This window comes from Lysobacter capsici, assembly GCF_014779555.2.
Classification (GTDB): Bacteria; Pseudomonadota; Gammaproteobacteria; order Xanthomonadales; family Xanthomonadaceae; genus Lysobacter; species Lysobacter capsici.
Genome location: NZ_CP094357.1, coordinates 2,507,186 through 2,522,549 on the forward strand (window position 1 = coordinate 2,507,186; position 15,364 = coordinate 2,522,549).

The following is a 15,364-nucleotide window of genomic DNA, read 5'->3' on the forward strand; positions in this document are numbered from 1 at the left end:
AAGCGGCCGCGTTGCCAGCGATTCCCGACTCCCCATTCTCCATTCCCGGCTCCAAACACATGCTCCCCCTAGTCGCCCTCGTTGGCCGTCCCAACGTCGGAAAATCCACACTGTTCAACGCGCTCACGCGTACCCGCGACGCGCTCGTCCATGACGAGCCCGGCGTCACCCGCGATCGCCACTACGGCGTGTGCCGGCCCGAAGGCCAGCGCCCGTTCGCGATCGTGGACACCGGCGGCATGGCCGGCGTGGACGAAGGCCTGGCCGGCGCGACCGCGCGCCAGGCCCGTTCCGCCGCCGAGGAAGCCGATCTGGTGCTGTTCGTGGTCGACGGCCGCGAAGGCGCGTCCGCGCTCGACGACGAAATCCTCGCCTGGCTGCGCAAGACCGCGCGGCCGACCCTGCTGGTGGTCAACAAGACCGACGGCCTCGACGCGCGTCAGGCGATCAACGATTTCGCCCGTTACGGCATCCGCGACGCGATCGCGGTGTCCTCGGCGCACCGCCAGGGCATCGACGAGCTGCTGGCCGAGGTCTACAGCCGATTGCCGGAAGAAGGCACGACCACCGAGCTCGACAACGATCCCAAGCGCATGCGCGTGGCCTTCATCGGCCGCCCGAACGTGGGCAAGTCGACCCTGGTCAATCGCCTGCTCGGCGAGGAGCGCATGATCGCCTCCGAAGTGCCGGGCACCACCCGCGATTCGGTCGCGATCGACATGGAGCGCGACGGCCGTCTGTACCGCCTGGTCGATACCGCCGGCGTGCGACGCAAGGCGCGGGTCGAGGAGGCGGTCGAGAAGTTCTCGATCATCAAGACCCTGCAAGCGATCGAGAACTGCCAGGTCGCGGTGGTCATGCTCGACGCCGGCGAAGGCGTGACCGATCAGGACGCCAGCGTGCTCGGTTACGCGCTCGACTCCGGCCGCGCCCTGGTGGTGGCGGTCAACAAGTGGGACGGGCAGACCGAATACCAGCGCCAGCAGACCGAAAACCTGCTCAAGCGCAAGCTCGCCTTCGTCGAGTGGGCCGAACCGGTGCGGATCAGCGCCAAGCACGGCTCCGGCCTGCGCGAACTGTTCTCCGCGATCCATCGCGCGCACGCCTCGGCGACCACCGAGATCGGCACCAGCGAAGTCACCAAGGCGATGGAAGTCGCCTACGAAACCAACCCGCCGCCGGTGGTGCGCGGGCACGTGGCCAAGCTGCGCTTCGCCCATCCGGCCGGCTTGAATCCGCCGACCTTCGTCGTCCACGGCACCCGTCTGCGTACGCTCAGCGACAGCTACAAGCGCTATCTGGAAAACTTCTTCCGCAAGCGTTTCAAGCTGGTCGGCACGCCGGTAAAGTTTATTTTCAAGGACAGCAGCAACCCGTACGAAGGCAAGAAGAACGTGCTGACCGAGCGGCAGGTGGCCAAGAAGAAGCGCTTGATCCGGCATGTGAAGCGCGGCAAGTAAGCCGGTTTCGGCGATCGGGCGATTCCTCGAAGTCGCACTGCGTTTCGCGTCGGGCTGGTGTCCGTCCACAAAAAACCTCGCGGCTTGCGAGGTTTTTTTGTTTTTGCGGAGCGATTGCGATTCGCGGGCTGGCGGGCATTCGGCCACCTCAGCCGTTCACAACGCTCAGTCGATGTCAGACGATCAAGACGCCGCGAAGTAGCGAAGTCTCGTGCGAACGGCTTCGCCCCGACCCGAAACCCTGCCGGCGATCTAGGTACGACGCCGGGTCGACCTTTGTTCGCCATCCCCACCACCGCGCCTGCGCGAGCCAACGGGCACAATACGAACCGACTCCCGCAAGCCCCGACCGCATCCCCCATGAGCATCGCCACGTCCGAGCTGACCCTGGGCCTGTTGGCCGGCGGCCGCGCGTCGCGGCTCGGCGGGCTCGACAAGGCCTGGCTGCAGCGCGACGGCGTCGCCCAGGTGCTGCGCCTGTCGCGGCTGTACGCGCCGCAGGTCGCGCAGGTGCTGGTCAGCGCCAATCGCGATCTGCCGCGTTATGCCGCCGCCGGATTGAACGCATTCGCCGACGCGACGCCCGAGCTGGGCCCGCTCGGCGGCCTCGACGCATTGGCGACGGCCTGCGCCACGCCCTGGCTGTTCACCGTGCCGGTGGATGCGGTGACCCTCGACGATCGGCTGTTGCCGGCGCTGATCGCCGCGCAGAACGGGCAGGGCGCCTACGCGATCGACGACGACGGCGTGCAGCCGCTGTTCGCGCTGTGGCCGCTGGCGCCGTTGCGCCGCGCCTTGAGCGAGGCCTTGCCGCAGCGGCGTCTGGCCGTGCGCGCGTTGCAGGCGCGGTTGGGCATGGCCGGGCTGCGCCTGGATGGCCTACGCTTCGGCAATCTCAATACGCCCGACGATCTGGCCGCGGCCGGGTATCAGGCCGATTCCCGGGCCGATCCGGAGCGCTGCGATCCGCCGCCGGATCGGCGCTGAGCGGTCGTTGCTCGCGGCGAGCGCATCTCCCTTAATCCACACGTTTCCGATGAGTCCCCAGCCCATGAGCGATTTCCCCACCGGCCTGCTGTTCGACGACGCCATGGCGATCGTCGCCGAGGTCGCCGCCGCGCATCGGCTCGCTACCGAGTCCCTGTCGCTGCCGCGTTGCCACGGCCGGGTGCTGGCGCGCGATATCGACGCGCCGCTGTCGCTGCCGCCGTTCGACAACAGCGCGATGGACGGGTTCGCCCTGCGTCACGCCGATCTCGACGGCGACGACACCGCGCTGGCCCTGGTCGGCGAACAATTTGCCGGTCTCGCTGCGGGCTTGAGCCTGGGCGCCGGGCAATGCGTGCGCATCACCACCGGCGCGCCGTTGCCGGCCGGCGCCGACACCGTGGCGATCAAGGAAAACGTGCGCATCGACGGCGATCGCGTGTGGGTGCCGGCGACCGCGCTCGGCCAGAACGTGCGTTATGCCGGCGAAGACGTGCGCGAAGGCGAGCGCGTGCTGCGCGCCGGGCAGCTGCTGACGCCCGCGCGGGTGTCGCTGGCGGCGTCGCTGGGCCTGGCTTCGCTGGAGGTGCGGCGCAAACCCACGGTCGCGGTGTTCACCAGTGGCGATGAGCTGGTCGAACCGGGCATGCCGCTGGCGCCGGGGCAGATCTACGACAGCAATCGCGATCTGCTGATGGGCTTGCTGCGCGCCGACGGTCTGGAACCGACCGCATGGCCGCGTTTGCCCGACGATCCCAAGCAAGTCGAAATCGCGCTGCGCGATGCCGCCTGCGCGTTCGATCTGGTGTTCACCTGCGGCGCGGTGTCGGCCGGCGAGAAGGACCACATCCCCGCGGTGCTCGGCGAATTCGGCGCGATCCATTTTTGGAAAGTGAAGATGCGCCCAGGCATGCCGCTGCTGTTCGGCAGCATGGACCAGGCGCGGATGCTGGGTCTGCCGGGCAATCCGGTGTCGGTGATGGCGACTTATCTCAGCTTCGGCCGCGCCCTGATCGACGGGCTGCAAGGCCGCGCCGAACCGCGCCCGGTGTGGCGCGCGCGGCTGGTCGGATCGATCGAGAAGACTCATCCGCGGCGCGAATTCATCCGTGCGCGCCTGCTCAGCGACGACGACGGCGTGTTGCGGGTCGATCCCAATCCGGCCACCGGCTCGCATCGCCTGCGCGCGGCGGCCGATTCCGATGCGCTGATGGTGGTGGCGGAAGGACCGCAGCGGTTAGAAGACGGGACGGTGATGGAGGTTTTGCCATATTCGTTTGGCTGAGTGGGCTGGCGCTTGCCCTCACCCCAACCCTCTCCCGCAAGCGGGAGAGGGAGTTTGCCTGCGCTGGTGTTTTAGCCCTTCTCCCGCTTGCGGGAGAGGGGTTGGGGTGAGGGCCCGGGACGCAACACAGCATCGCGCCCCGCACCCGCCAGCGTCGCCGCAACCGGCGATAATCCACCCATGAACATCGAACAGATTTCCCCCGCGCAAGCGCGTGCGCGGCAGCAGGCCGGCGCGATCCTGATCGACGTGCGCGAGCCGCACGAACGCGCCGCCGGCCAGGCCGAGCATGCGCTGGGCATCGTCAAGGACGCGCTGGAAGCCGATCCGCGCGCGCATCTGCCCGACCGCGACGCCGCCATCGTGCTGATCTGCCAATCCGGCGCGCGTTCGTTGCGCGCCGCGCAGACCCTGCTTGATGCCGGTTACGCCCGGGTCGCCTCGGTCGAGGGCGGCACCGCGCGCTGGATCGCCGAAGGCCTGCCGCTGGCGGTGTTGGAGCAGTCCGACGAACAACGCGACTTCTACGATCGCTATTCGCGCCATCTGCGTCTGCCCGAAGTCGGCGAAGCCGGTCAGCGCAAGCTGCAGGCCGCGCGCGTGGCGATGGTCGGCGCGGGCGGGCTGGGTTCGCCGGCCGCGTTCTACCTGGCCGCGGCCGGGATCGGCACCCTGGTGCTGGCCGACGACGACGTGGTTGATCGCAGCAATCTGCAGCGGCAGATCCTGCACACCGAAGACCGGATCGGCGTGTCCAAGGTCGAATCGGCGCGGATCGCCTTGAACGCGCTCAACCCGCGGGTGCGGGTGGAGACCTTCGCCGAGCGGATCAGCTCCGACAATGTCGAGCGCCTGATCGGCGAGGCCGACGTGGTGTTCGACGGCGCCGACAATTTCCCGGTGCGCTATCTGCTCAACGATGCCTGCGTGAAACTGGCCAAGCCGTTGGTGTACGGCGCGATCCACCGGTTCGAAGGCCAGGTCAGCGTGTTCGATGCCGGCCGTCATCGCGGCCAGTGCCCGTGCTACCGCTGCCTGTTCCCCGAACCGCCGCCGCCGGAAGCCGCGCCCAACTGCGCCGAGGCCGGCGTGCTCGGCGTGTTGCCGGGCGTGGTCGGGCTGATCCAGGCCACCGAAGTGGTCAAGTTGATCCTAGGCCTGGGCGAATCGCTGGCCGGACGCCTGCTGCATTTCGACGCGCTGGCGATGCGCTTCCGCGAAACCCGGCTGCGGCCCGACCCCGATTGCCCCGTATGCGCGGCCGGTCGCGCGTTTCCCGGCTATATCGACTATCAGGCGTTCTGCGCTTCGGGCTAGCAGTGAGTGGAGAGGAGTGAGGAATGAGTAAAAGCGTCGTTAGCCGTGCCTCGGCTCTTACTCACTCCTCACTCCTCTGAACTCATTCCTGACTTCCTCAGTCAGCCGCGATCGCCTCGATCTCCACCATCCAGCCTTCCTCGTACAACTCGGCGATCACCACCGTCAGCGCCGGCGAATGCTCGCCCAGCACTTCATGGCGGATTTCGTAATTGCGCTTGCGCATGCGCCGGTCGGTCAGGAAGGTGGTGACCTTGACCAGGTTGCTGAAATCCATCCCGGCCGCTTCGAGCTGGCGCTCGACGTTGGCCCAGGCGCGGCGGCATTGGCCGTCGAAGTCCTTGGGCAGGATGCAGGCGTCGCATTGCGGCAACTGGCCGCTGATGAACAACAGGCGCTTGAAACCGGTGATCTGGTGCGCCTGCGAGTAAGACACTTGGGTGGGATGGATCACTTGGCGTTCCATGTCGCACCTCGGGTTGATGGATCAGTGGATGAAATCCCTCAGAGCCTGACCGTACTGCGGGTACTGGCCGATGTTGTGATGATCGGCGCCGTTCAACTGGATCACGTCCAATCCTTGCGGACGCGTTTGCAACGAGTGGATCAGACGCTGGGTGTTGGCCGGCGGGATCACGTCGTCGGCGCTCGCGCGCACGACCAGGATCGGGCCGAAATAACCGCGCAGATGCGCGACGGAGTCGTAGCGGTCGCGCACCAGCCAGCGCGTCGGCAGCCAGTTGTAGTGCGCTTGCGCGGTTTCGCTGAGGCTGTCGAACGGGGTCACCAGCGCCAGGCGCTCGACCGGCCGCTGGCCGGCGACATAGCTGGCCACGCCGCTGCCGAGGCTGCGGCCGATCACCGCGATGGGTTGCTTGGGATGCTCGCGCGCGACCTGGTCGAACATCGCCAGCGCGTCGGCGAACAGCTTGGCTTCCTCGGGCTGGCCTTCGCTGGCGCCGAAGCCGCGGTAGGACACCAGGTAGATAGTGCGATCGGGGAACCACTGCGCCAGCGACTCGCGCATGTTCTCGATGCGTTCGGCGTTACCGCCGAAATAGATCAGGGCCTTTTCGCGGCCCGCGTTGAGCCGCCAGCCGCGCAGCACCACATCGCCGCGATCGACCGCGTAATCGGTCATGTCCGAGCCAAGACGGGTGTTCTGCGGGAAATACATCAGCTCGCGCTGCTTGAAGTACAGCCAGCCGCAGATGCTGAGATAACCGGCCGCGGCGACGCCGGCGAGCACGGTGACGGATTGGAGCAGACGGGGGTTGCGAGCCATCGATGCGAGAGCCTTCCTTGCGGGGCGGGGGAGCGCCGACTGCGGTCGCACAAACCGTGTGCCGCAATGCGTTGTTGCGACGATAACCCGCGACGGTGCCGTCTCGCCAGCGCTGGCGCGATCACGCCGTTTGCACGGAAGATGACTAGGCTGGAAACAGGCGGGCTCATTGGGGTCGTGCCGAGAAACCCTGCGGCCGCCCAGCATCGCGGCCGCATCGCCACCCGGAGATCGCCGATGTACCGCTGCGCTTTGTTGGTTTTGCTGAGTCTGTCGGCAACGTTGTGGCCGCTGCGGCCCGCGCTCGCCGCCGACGCCTGTCCCGCATTGCGCGACCAGGGCGCGGCCGCGGATGCGGCCACCCGTATCGCGGCGGCGGCCTGCACCGAGAATCTGCTGTGGTTCCGGCCCTTCATCGACACCCAGGGCCGGCTCGCCAGCGCGGTGGTCAGCGAAGCGGAAACCTCGCGCCTGCAGGACGGCGCCACCGAGACCTGGCGCCGCACCGCCAGTTATTGGCGCGACACCGGCCTGCTTCAGCGCATGAGCGGTTTCGCCGGCGCGGAGCAATGCTTCGATCCTTACGGCAGCGGCTATTCGGCGGTGGCCTGCCGCGCCTTCCTGATCGATAACCCGTGGTCGGCGGCGTTTATTTCCTACGTGATGATGAAAGCGTCGGTGCCCGGGTTCCGGCCGTCGGCCAGCCATTACGACTACGTGCGCGACGCGTATCGCGGCGCCGACCAGAGCCCGTTTCAGTTCCTCGATCCGGCCAGCGCGACCGCGTCGCCCGGCGATCTGCTGTGCGCGGTGCGCTCGAGCAACCGGGTCTACGGTTTTTCGGGCCTGACCGCCGCGCTCGACGCCAACAACGGTTCGCTCAACATGCATTGCGACGTGGTCGTCGCGGTCAATCCCGGCAACGACGGCAAGGCTTATCTGATCGGCGGCAACGTCCAGCAGGGCGCGACCATGCGGCTGATGGCGGTCAACCGCAACGGCCAGTTCTGGCCGCTGCCGCTGCGCAGCGAAACCCAGGTCGAGTGTTCACCCGACACCGCCTCGGCCTGCGACATGAGCAAGCTCGACTGGGCGGTGCTGCTCAAGCTCAAGTCCGAATCGGCTTTGGCCCAGCTCGCGCCGCCGACGCCGCTGTTCGCCCCGCAGGTCGCGCCGGCGTCGTTGCAGCCGTCGGGCTGCTGCGTGCAGTGCGTGGTGGGCTCGGGCGTGCCGCGTTGCCCGAATCCCAATACGCCGGGGATCCGGCCGGAGCAGAACTGAGCCGGCCGGCGGTATCGATAGATCCCTGTAGGAGCGGCGCGAGCCGCGACCGCGACATCGCAATTACGGCGTCAGTTTCGTCGTAGCCGCGATGTCGCGGTCGCGGCTCGCGCCGCTCCTACAGGTAAATACCCACGACGGCTCAGCCGTGCTTTTTCTGCGCCGCCTCGAACGCCGCCAGTTGCTCCGGCGTCGCTTCGCGCTGGAACTGCGCCTTCCACTGCGCGAACGGCATGCCGTAGATCGCTTCGCGCGCCTCGTCCTTGCTCATGTCGATGCCGCGCGCCTGCGCCGCGTCGCGGTACCAGTCGCCCAGGCAGTTGCGGCAGAAGCCGGCCAGGATCATCAGGTCGATGTTCTGCACGTCGCTGCGCTCGTGCATGAGGTGGGCGAGCAGGCGGCGGAACGCGGCGGCCTGGATCGCGATGGTTTCGTGGTCCTGCGGCGTGGGATCGACGGGCGGGACGGGATGGCTCATGGCGGTGTCTCGTTCGGACTTGGAAGGGCGGGATGGCGGTACGGCGGTTGCGAGCGACGCCGGCTGGCGCCGATTCGGCGGCGCGGTGGCGAAAATCGCGCGAAAGAATGGGGGATAATGCGCGGCCCCGACTCTAGCGCAGCGCCGACGACCCCGCATGACGCCTCCTTCGCACCCGGCCCGCATCCTCGACGGCAAGCGCATCGCCGAGGACCTGCTCGACAACCTCAAGGCCCAGGTCGACGCGCGCGTCGCCGCCGGCCAGTCGCGGCCCGGTCTGGCGGTGGTGCTGGTCGGCAACGATCCGGCCTCCAGCGTCTACGTGCGCAACAAGCGCCGCGCCGCGCAGAAGGTCGGCATCCGCGCGATCGACTACGACCTGCCGGCCGATACCGGCGACGAGCAGCTGCTGGCGCTGATCGACCGGCTCAACGCCGACCCCGAGGTCCACGGCATCCTGGTGCAGCTGCCGCTGCCCGACCGCCGCGACGCCACCGCGCTGATCCACCGCATCGACCCGAAGAAGGACGTCGATGGCTTCCATCCCGAGAACGTCGGCCATCTGGTCCTGCGCCAGTTCGGCCTGCGTCCATGCACGCCGCGCGGCATCACCACCTTGCTGGGCTACACCGACCGGCCGGTGCGCGGGCAGAGCGCGACCGTGGTCGGGGTCAGCAACCACGTCGGCCGGCCGATGGCGCTGGAACTGCTGATCGCCGGCTGCACCGTCACCAGCTGCCACAAGTTCACCCCGCCCGAGGTGCTGGAAGCCTCGGTGCGCGGCGCCGACATCCTGGTGGTCGCCGCCGGCCGTCCGGGGCTGATCCCGGGCGAATGGGTCAAGCCCGGCGCGGTGGTGATCGACGTGGGCATCAACCGCCTGGACGACGGCCGCCTGGTCGGCGACATCGGCTTCGACGCCGCCGCCCAGCGCGCCAGCTGGATCACCCCGGTCCCGGGCGGGGTCGGGCCGATGACGGTGGCGACGTTGATGCAGAACACGTTGGAGGCCGCGGAGGCGGGGGATCGGGGTTAAGGGACCTTTGATCCGGCAGGCCTTTGCTTTTGCTCGTCATTCCCACGAAGGCGGGCTCTGCTTTACTTCGGCGAAGCCGAATATCCAGCTACTTTAGCCGCTACTTCCAGGCCCGCCTTCGACCCGACTTGCTGCTTTGCTTTTGCCCGTCATTCGCGCGAAGGCGGGAATCCAGAGACTTCAGCGCCATCTTCCCAGGCCGTCATTCCCGCGAACGCGGGAATCCAGAGACTTTGGCCGCTACTTCCAGGCCCGTCTTCGACCCGACTTACTGTCTTCGCTTTTGCCCGTCATTCCCGCGAAGGCGGGAATCCAGGGCCTTTTGCGCGAGAACCCTCGAAGTCCGGCCTGAACCAGGCCAGGAAAGTACCGGCCAAATTCACTGGATTCCCGCGTTCGCGGGAATGACGAGCAAAACAAGCGCGATCGCGCGGAAGGCCGGCGCCCATGAAGATCACCCAAAGCCCCGCTAAATCCCTCACCAAATCCCGCAAACAGAACGCCCCTTTCCGCCCGCAACCCCAGCGCCGGACCCCCGGTTCGGGTTAGAATGGCGCGCTTCATCCTCCCGGGCCCGCCCATGCTGCGCATCCAGGCTGAAGCGCTTACTTACGACGATGTGTCTCTCGTCCCCGCGCATTCGATCGTCCTGCCTAAGGACGTAAACCTCTCCACCCGCCTGACCCGCGACCTGTCGATCCGTCTGCCGATCCTGTCGGCCGCGATGGACACGGTCAGCGAGGCCCGCCTTGCGATCGCACTGGCCCAGCTCGGCGGCATCAGCATCATCCACAAGAACATGAGCCTGGAAGCCCAGGCCGCGCAGGTCGCCAAGGTCAAGAAGTTCGAGGCCGGGGTGATCCGCGAACCGTTCACCGTGGGGCCGGAAACGACCATCGGCGAGGTGCTCAAGCTGACCCGCGCGCGCAACATCTCCGGCGTGCCGGTGGTCGACGGCGGCCAGCTGGTCGGCATCGTCACCAGCCGCGACATGCGCTTCGAGACCAAGCTCGACGATCCGGTCCGCCACATCATGACCAAGCGCGATCGCCTGATCACCGTGCACGAAGGCGCCAGCGACGACGAAGTCCTGCAGCTGCTGCACAAGCACCGCATCGAGAAGATCCTGGTGGTCAACGACGGCTTCGAGCTGCGCGGCCTGATCACGGTCAAGGACATCCAGAAGAAGAGCGACAACCCCAACGCCGCCAAGGACAGCGCCGAGCGCTTGCTGGTGGGCGCGGCGGTCGGCGTCGGCGGCGACACCGAGGCGCGCGTGGAAGCGCTGGCCGCGGCCGGCGTGGACGTGGTCGTGGTCGATACCGCGCACGGTCATTCGCAGGGCGTGCTTGATCGCGTGCAGTGGGTCAAGAAGCGCTTCCCGCAATTGCAGGTGATCGGCGGCAACATCGTCACCGGCGAGGCGGCCTTGGCGTTGATGGATCACGGCGCGGACGCGGTCAAGGTCGGCGTCGGCCCCGGTTCGATCTGCACCACCCGAGTCGTCGCCGGTGTCGGCGTGCCGCAGGTGACCGCGGTGGCGATGGTCGCCGAGGCCTTGAAGGATCGCATTCCGCTGATCGCCGACGGCGGCATCCGCTACTCGGGGGACATCGGCAAGGCGCTGGTCGCGGGCGCGTCGACGGTGATGGTCGGCGGCCTGTTCGCCGGCACCGAGGAAGCGCCGGGCGAGATCGAGCTGTTCCAGGGCCGCAGCTACAAGAGCTACCGCGGCATGGGCAGCCTGGGCGCGATGGAGCAGGGCTCCAAGGATCGCTATTTCCAGGACGCCTCCGACGCCGACAAGCTCGTGCCCGAAGGCATCGAAGGCCGCGTGCCGTACCGCGGTTCGCTCGGCGGCGTGGTCCACCAACTCGCCGGCGGCCTGCGCGCGACGATGGGCTACGTGGGCTGCGCGACCATCGAGGAAATGCGCAAGAAGCCCAGCTTCGTGCGCATCACCAACGCCGGCGCGCGCGAGAGCCATGTCCACGATGTGCAGATCACCAAGGAACCGCCGAATTATCGCGCGGGCTGATCGATGAACGCATACGACTTCACGCTGCTGGCCATGTTGTTGTTTTTGAGCCTGATCGTGTTCGTCGTCATGCCGGTCTGGGTTCTATGGAAGTTGATCGAAGTCGTACCCATGCGCAGATCGATGCGCCTGACCGTTGCGACCGCAGCGCCGACCCTAGCGGTCGGCGCGTTCGCATTCTGGCTCGTGCCGTTGCTGGCCTCGGATGCCGCGATCGCTCCCGGCCTGGCCGATAGCCTGAAATTCTCTGTTCCTTTCTCCGCCGCCACCGCCATTGCGTCGCTGGGCCTTTGCCTGGCGTTCGAGTGGTTCGACAAGAAGCCCTCATGACCGATATCCATAACGACAAGATCCTGATCCTCGACTTCGGCGCGCAATACACGCAGCTGATCGCGCGACGCATCCGCGAACTGGGCGTGTACTGCGAGATCTGGGCCTGGGACCACGATCCGGCCGAAATCGAAGCGTACGGCGCCAAGGGCATCATCCTGTCGGGCGGCCCCGAGTCGACCACCGAGCACGGGTCGCCGCGCGCGTCGCAGCAGGTGTTCGACGCCGGCCTGCCGATCCTGGGCATCTGCTACGGCATGCAGACCATGGCCAAGCAGCTCGGCGGTGAAACCGAAGCGGCCGATCAGCGCGAGTTCGGTCATGCCGAAGTGTCGCTGGTCGCGCACGATCGCCTGTTCGACGGCTTGAAGGATCATCCCGGTTCGCCGCCGCGCCTGGACGTGTGGATGAGCCACGGCGACCACGTGTCGAAGGCGCCGGACGGTTTCGTCGTCACCGCAAAGACCGACCGCATCCCGGTCGCCGCCTTCGCCGACGACGCGCGCCGCTGGTACGGCGTGCAGTTCCATCCCGAAGTCACCCACACCAAGCAGGGCCAGACCTTGCTGCGCCGCTTCGTGGTCGACATCTGCGGCTGCCAGACCCTGTGGACCGCCGCGCACATCATCGACGACCAGATCGCGCGCGTGCGCGAGCAGGTCGGCCAGGACGAGGTGATCCTCGGCCTGTCCGGCGGCGTCGATTCCTCGGTGGTGGCCGCGCTGCTGCACAAGGCGATCGGCGATCAGCTGACCTGCGTGTTCGTCGACACCGGCCTGCTGCGCTTCAACGAAGGCGACCAGGTGATGGCGATGTTCGCCGAGCACATGGGCGTCAAGGTCGTGCGGGTCAACGCCGCGGACCGTTACTTCGAAAAACTCGCCGGCGTCAGCGACCCGGAAGCCAAGCGCAAGATCATCGGCAATTTGTTCGTCGAGATCTTCGACGAAGAGTCGCAGAAACTCGCCAACGCCAAATGGCTGGCGCAGGGCACGATCTACCCGGACGTGATCGAGTCCGCCGGCAGCAAGACCGGCAAGGCCCACGTCATCAAGAGCCACCACAACGTCGGCGGCCTGCCCGAGCACATGAAGCTCGGCCTGGTCGAACCGCTGCGCGAGCTGTTCAAGGACGAAGTGCGGCGCCTGGGCGTCGAACTCGGTCTGCCGCGCGAGATGGTCTACCGCCACCCGTTCCCGGGCCCGGGTCTGGGCGTGCGCATCCTCGGCGAAGTGAAGCGCGAATACGCCGACCTGCTCGCGCAAGCCGATCACATCTACATCGACGAACTGCGCAAGGCCGGCCTGTACGACAAGACCAGCCAGGCCTTCGCGGTGTTCCTGCCGGTGAAATCGGTCGGCGTGGTCGGCGACGCGCGCGCCTACGAATGGGTGATCGCGCTGCGCGCGGTCGAGACCATCGACTTCATGACCGCGCACTGGGCGCATTTGCCGTACGACTTCCTCGGCACGGTGTCGAACCGCATCATCAACGAACTGCGCGGCGTGTCGCGGGTGGTTTACGACATCAGCGGCAAGCCGCCGGCGACGATCGAGTGGGAGTGAGTTCGCTCCTGTGAGAGGTTCGGCGTATGTCCGGGTCAGGCAAGCGCGAGAGGACGGCGATCGAACAGGTCGCCAGATACGTCGGTGCGACCCGTGAGCAGGGCGGCGCGACGTCGCCCTATGCCTGTCTGACGCTTGACGCAAAACGCATCGCCGTCGAGGTGGCGGTGATGGAGCCCGCGGCCGCGGGACATGGCGACGATGCCGTGCCCCGTCTGCGCCTGGACAAGGTCGCGTTGCGTTTGATTTCGCGTTTGCAGGCCGCGCTTTCGCCACAGGTCGCCGATGGGCAGGTGGTGATGTTCAGCGTCACCGCGCCGATCCGCTTGCCGTCGAAGACCGCGGCCGAACTGGAAGCCGATATCAGCCAATGCCTCCGACGCGGCGCCACGACGGTCGAGATCAGCGACACGATCTGCGGCAATCAGGTCCGGGTCCGGTTCGCGAAAGGCGGCGCGAGGCCGGCATCGAAAGTGGTGGGTTTTGTGCACAATCCCGGCACTGATCCGCAGGTGTTTTTTGACCTGACCGCGGGCTTGCTCAGGCACATCGGCGCGGCGGTCGATAAGCGCCCGCCCGAATCCTTCGACGGTGATCGCTGGCTGGTGATCGCCGATGAACAAGGTGGCGAGCGGATCGGGACGTATCGGCAGGTTTATTCGCAGCTCGGCGTTTCCACGGACTTCAACAAGATGCTCGTCGTGTTTGCCGACGGACAGGTCGAAACGCTGACCGCTTGAAGGCGAGGCGTTTGCGCCGACACCGCGACATATGCGTCGGGCTGTGACAACTGACGCGGTTCGCGCGCGCCGACCCGGCTAGGGTTCGACTCAGTCGTCGCGCCCGCATCGGGCGCCGTCGTCAAGGACGCAGGCATGTCCGCCACGGAATGGATCGGTAGGTTGTCCGGCTGCGATTCGCGTTCGCGCGATGCGGTTGTCGATGGCTGGCGTGACCGTGGCGCGATCGGCGATTGCCCGGACCATCTTGCCTCGGCGCGCCCGGCGCCCGCGGCGTTTTCCATTGCATTCGATCGCGCTCGCGCGCGAACACCTGCGCGCGCGCCGCAGGCGAGGCCGTTCGTATGAGTCCTCGCATTCGACGCTGGTCTGGCGAACCTGCATTGGCCGCGGAAGGAGCCGCGGCAACCCACGCGCGATGGCATTCGCCGTCGGCGTCCCGGGCGACGGGAGCAAGGACTGCCTCGGCCGCCTCGCCACGTTGGAGAGAACGATGATCAGGAAGTCTCGTGCCAAGTTGATGCTTGCGTGCTTCGCGTTCGGGCTGGGTCTGAGCTTCAGCCTCAGCGCGGTCGCGATTCCGTGCTGCAGCAGCTGCAATCCGGACGATCCGGATTCGCGCTGCTGGGCGATCTGTTCGGACAGTTGCTGATTCCGGCCGAGCGGGAGGGGCGGGCGACCGCCTCTTTCCGCGCTCGTGCCGGCCGATTGTCCGGCCGGTGTCGATCACGCTTGTCCGTATGAGCCCGCGTCTTCGACGTCAGCCGGCATCGCGAATCCGCATCGGCCGCGGAAGGAGCCGCGGCAACCCACGCGCGACGGCATTCGCCGTCGGCGTCCCGGGCGACGGGAGCAAGGACTGCCTCGGCCGCCTCGCCACGTTGGAGAGAACGATGATCAGGAAGTCTCGTGCCAAGTTGATGCTTGCGTGCTTCGCGTTCGGACTGGGCCTCAGCGTCAGCCTCAGCGCGGTCGCGCGTCCGTGCTGCAGCAGTTGCGATCCGGACGATCCGGATTCGCGTTGCTGGGCGATCTGTTCGCCCGGCTGCTGACCGCGGCAAAGCGGGAAGGGGCGGGCGACCGCCTCTTTCCGTGCCACGTCGTCCGATCGATGGGTCGGTATCGAGGCCCATACGCGATCCGGTGGCGACCTGATCGCGAGTTGGCCGCAAGCTGGCCGCGATGTGGCGACGCTCGTGGTCTTGCCGTCGCTCGCCGCCTGCGTCGGTGAGTGCGTGTTCGATGCAAAATCCGGCGCCGCGTGGCTGGCGGACCGTGCTTTCCACGCTACCGCGCGACGAACGCGCTAGCCCGGGCCGCGAAATGTGAGGCGCCAAGCCCCACCTCGGGCCCTCGGCCATTAGGACCGTTCTTGTCCGCAAGGCCGCGTAATCTGCGCTCGAACCGGCCGACGGCCGCGACCCCGCCGCGGCGTTCGACGCCGACCATCCCCCAATCGCGATCCGCATGTCGATTCGCGCCCGCCCGGTTCGTCGTTCCAGACAAGGGCGGCCGAATCCGTGTGCCGTGCGCGCGGGGCCTGCGCCGTCCGACTCGCCCAG

14 protein-coding genes are annotated in these 15,364 nt (G+C 67.3%); 11 read left to right on the forward strand and 3 right to left on the reverse strand.

Features of this window, described 5'->3' with window-relative positions; genetic code table 11:
- Positions 1 to 59 precede the first annotated feature (59 nt).
- The 4 genes from der (at position 60) to moeB (ending at position 5,049) form a co-directional block, all read left to right on the forward strand.
- A complete protein-coding gene (der, locus tag IEQ11_RS10585; protein WP_046656442.1) occupies positions 60 to 1,460 on the forward strand; it encodes a ribosome biogenesis GTPase Der in 1,401 nt (466 codons plus the stop codon).
- A gap of 360 nt (positions 1,461 to 1,820) precedes the next feature.
- Positions 1,821 to 2,447 (forward strand): molybdenum cofactor guanylyltransferase, encoded by a 627-nt coding sequence (mobA, locus tag IEQ11_RS10590; protein WP_191821003.1) that lies wholly within the window; start codon positions 1,821 to 1,823, stop codon positions 2,445 to 2,447.
- A gap of 64 nt (positions 2,448 to 2,511) precedes the next feature.
- A complete protein-coding gene (locus tag IEQ11_RS10595; RefSeq protein ID WP_191821004.1) occupies positions 2,512 to 3,732 on the forward strand; it encodes a molybdopterin molybdotransferase MoeA in 1,221 nt (406 codons plus the stop codon).
- 180 nt (positions 3,733 to 3,912) lie between these two features.
- Complete coding sequence (gene moeB, locus IEQ11_RS10600; protein WP_191821005.1) at positions 3,913 to 5,049, forward strand: molybdopterin-synthase adenylyltransferase MoeB; 1,137 nt, start codon at positions 3,913 to 3,915, stop codon at positions 5,047 to 5,049.
- A gap of 97 nt (positions 5,050 to 5,146) precedes the next feature.
- Here moeB and IEQ11_RS10605 read toward each other — a convergent pair whose 3' ends face one another.
- Both IEQ11_RS10605 and IEQ11_RS10610 read right to left on the reverse strand, forming a co-directional pair.
- Positions 5,147 to 5,515: a RidA family protein gene (locus tag IEQ11_RS10605; protein WP_036103106.1), complete on the reverse strand. Its 369-nt coding sequence runs from the start codon at positions 5,513 to 5,515 to the stop codon at positions 5,147 to 5,149.
- Between the two features lie 21 nt (positions 5,516 to 5,536).
- Positions 5,537 to 6,334 carry an alpha/beta hydrolase gene (locus IEQ11_RS10610; protein ID WP_228464452.1) on the reverse strand — a complete coding sequence of 266 codons (798 nt, stop codon included), beginning with the start codon at positions 6,332 to 6,334 and terminating at the stop codon, positions 5,537 to 5,539.
- Between the two features lie 237 nt (positions 6,335 to 6,571).
- Here IEQ11_RS10610 and IEQ11_RS10615 point away from each other — a divergent pair, with 237 nt between their 5' ends.
- Positions 6,572 to 7,615, forward strand: a complete 1,044-nt coding sequence (locus tag IEQ11_RS10615) for a DUF2272 domain-containing protein (RefSeq protein ID WP_057921463.1) — start codon at positions 6,572 to 6,574, stop codon at positions 7,613 to 7,615.
- 142 nt (positions 7,616 to 7,757) lie between these two features.
- On the opposite strand, the gene IEQ11_RS10620 is transcribed toward IEQ11_RS10615, so the two are convergent.
- Positions 7,758 to 8,093 (reverse strand): DUF1244 domain-containing protein, encoded by a 336-nt coding sequence (locus IEQ11_RS10620; RefSeq protein ID WP_191821006.1) that lies wholly within the window; start codon positions 8,091 to 8,093, stop codon positions 7,758 to 7,760.
- Between the two features lie 157 nt (positions 8,094 to 8,250).
- On the opposite strand from IEQ11_RS10620, the gene folD reads away from it, so the two are divergent.
- The 6 genes from folD to IEQ11_RS10650 all read left to right on the forward strand — a co-directional run bounded on the left by folD (position 8,251) and on the right by IEQ11_RS10650 (position 14,454).
- Positions 8,251 to 9,129, forward strand: coding sequence for a bifunctional methylenetetrahydrofolate dehydrogenase/methenyltetrahydrofolate cyclohydrolase FolD (folD, locus tag IEQ11_RS10625; protein WP_036103105.1), 879 nt, complete (start codon positions 8,251 to 8,253; stop codon positions 9,127 to 9,129).
- A gap of 580 nt (positions 9,130 to 9,709) precedes the next feature.
- Entirely contained in the window at positions 9,710 to 11,167 is a 1,458-nt protein-coding gene (gene guaB, locus IEQ11_RS10630; RefSeq protein ID WP_046656447.1) for an IMP dehydrogenase, read from the forward strand.
- 3 nt (positions 11,168 to 11,170) lie between these two features.
- A complete protein-coding gene (locus IEQ11_RS10635; RefSeq protein WP_191821007.1) occupies positions 11,171 to 11,497 on the forward strand; it encodes a hypothetical protein in 327 nt (108 codons plus the stop codon).
- Complete coding sequence (gene guaA / locus IEQ11_RS10640) at positions 11,494 to 13,062, forward strand: glutamine-hydrolyzing GMP synthase (RefSeq protein WP_191821008.1); 1,569 nt, start codon at positions 11,494 to 11,496, stop codon at positions 13,060 to 13,062. Before IEQ11_RS10635 ends, guaA begins: the two co-directional genes overlap by 4 nt.
- 26 nt (positions 13,063 to 13,088) lie before the next feature.
- Positions 13,089 to 13,802, forward strand: coding sequence for a hypothetical protein (locus IEQ11_RS10645; RefSeq protein WP_191821009.1), 714 nt, complete (start codon positions 13,089 to 13,091; stop codon positions 13,800 to 13,802).
- 202 nt (positions 13,803 to 14,004) lie between these two features.
- On the forward strand, positions 14,005 to 14,454 hold the full coding sequence (locus tag IEQ11_RS10650; protein ID WP_247024790.1) for a hypothetical protein: 450 nt from the start codon (positions 14,005 to 14,007) through the stop codon (positions 14,452 to 14,454).
- Positions 14,455 to 15,364 lie beyond the last annotated feature (910 nt).

Excerpts from the sequence above, each read along its gene's own strand:
- der (WP_046656442.1), top strand. The coding sequence starts at position 60 with ATGCTCCCCCTAGTCGCCCTCGTTGGCCGTCCCAACGTCGGAAAATCC.
- mobA (WP_191821003.1), top strand. The coding sequence starts at position 1,821 with ATGAGCATCGCCACGTCCGAGCTGACCCTGGGCCTGTTGGCCGGCGGC.
- IEQ11_RS10595 (WP_191821004.1), top strand. The coding sequence starts at position 2,512 with ATGAGCGATTTCCCCACCGGCCTGCTGTTCGACGACGCCATGGCGATC.
- moeB (WP_191821005.1), top strand. The coding sequence starts at position 3,913 with ATGAACATCGAACAGATTTCCCCCGCGCAAGCGCGTGCGCGGCAGCAG.
- IEQ11_RS10605 (WP_036103106.1), bottom strand. The coding sequence starts at position 5,515 with ATGGAACGCCAAGTGATCCATCCCACCCAAGTGTCTTACTCGCAGGCG.
- IEQ11_RS10610 (WP_228464452.1), bottom strand. The coding sequence starts at position 6,334 with ATGGCTCGCAACCCCCGTCTGCTCCAATCCGTCACCGTGCTCGCCGGC.
- IEQ11_RS10615 (WP_057921463.1), top strand. The coding sequence starts at position 6,572 with ATGTACCGCTGCGCTTTGTTGGTTTTGCTGAGTCTGTCGGCAACGTTG.
- IEQ11_RS10620 (WP_191821006.1), bottom strand. The coding sequence starts at position 8,093 with ATGAGCCATCCCGTCCCGCCCGTCGATCCCACGCCGCAGGACCACGAA.
- folD (WP_036103105.1), top strand. The coding sequence starts at position 8,251 with ATGACGCCTCCTTCGCACCCGGCCCGCATCCTCGACGGCAAGCGCATC.
- guaB (WP_046656447.1), top strand. The coding sequence starts at position 9,710 with ATGCTGCGCATCCAGGCTGAAGCGCTTACTTACGACGATGTGTCTCTC.
- IEQ11_RS10635 (WP_191821007.1), top strand. The coding sequence starts at position 11,171 with ATGAACGCATACGACTTCACGCTGCTGGCCATGTTGTTGTTTTTGAGC.
- guaA (WP_191821008.1), top strand. The coding sequence starts at position 11,494 with ATGACCGATATCCATAACGACAAGATCCTGATCCTCGACTTCGGCGCG.
- IEQ11_RS10645 (WP_191821009.1), top strand. The coding sequence starts at position 13,089 with ATGTCCGGGTCAGGCAAGCGCGAGAGGACGGCGATCGAACAGGTCGCC.
- IEQ11_RS10650 (WP_247024790.1), top strand. The coding sequence starts at position 14,005 with ATGGCTGGCGTGACCGTGGCGCGATCGGCGATTGCCCGGACCATCTTG.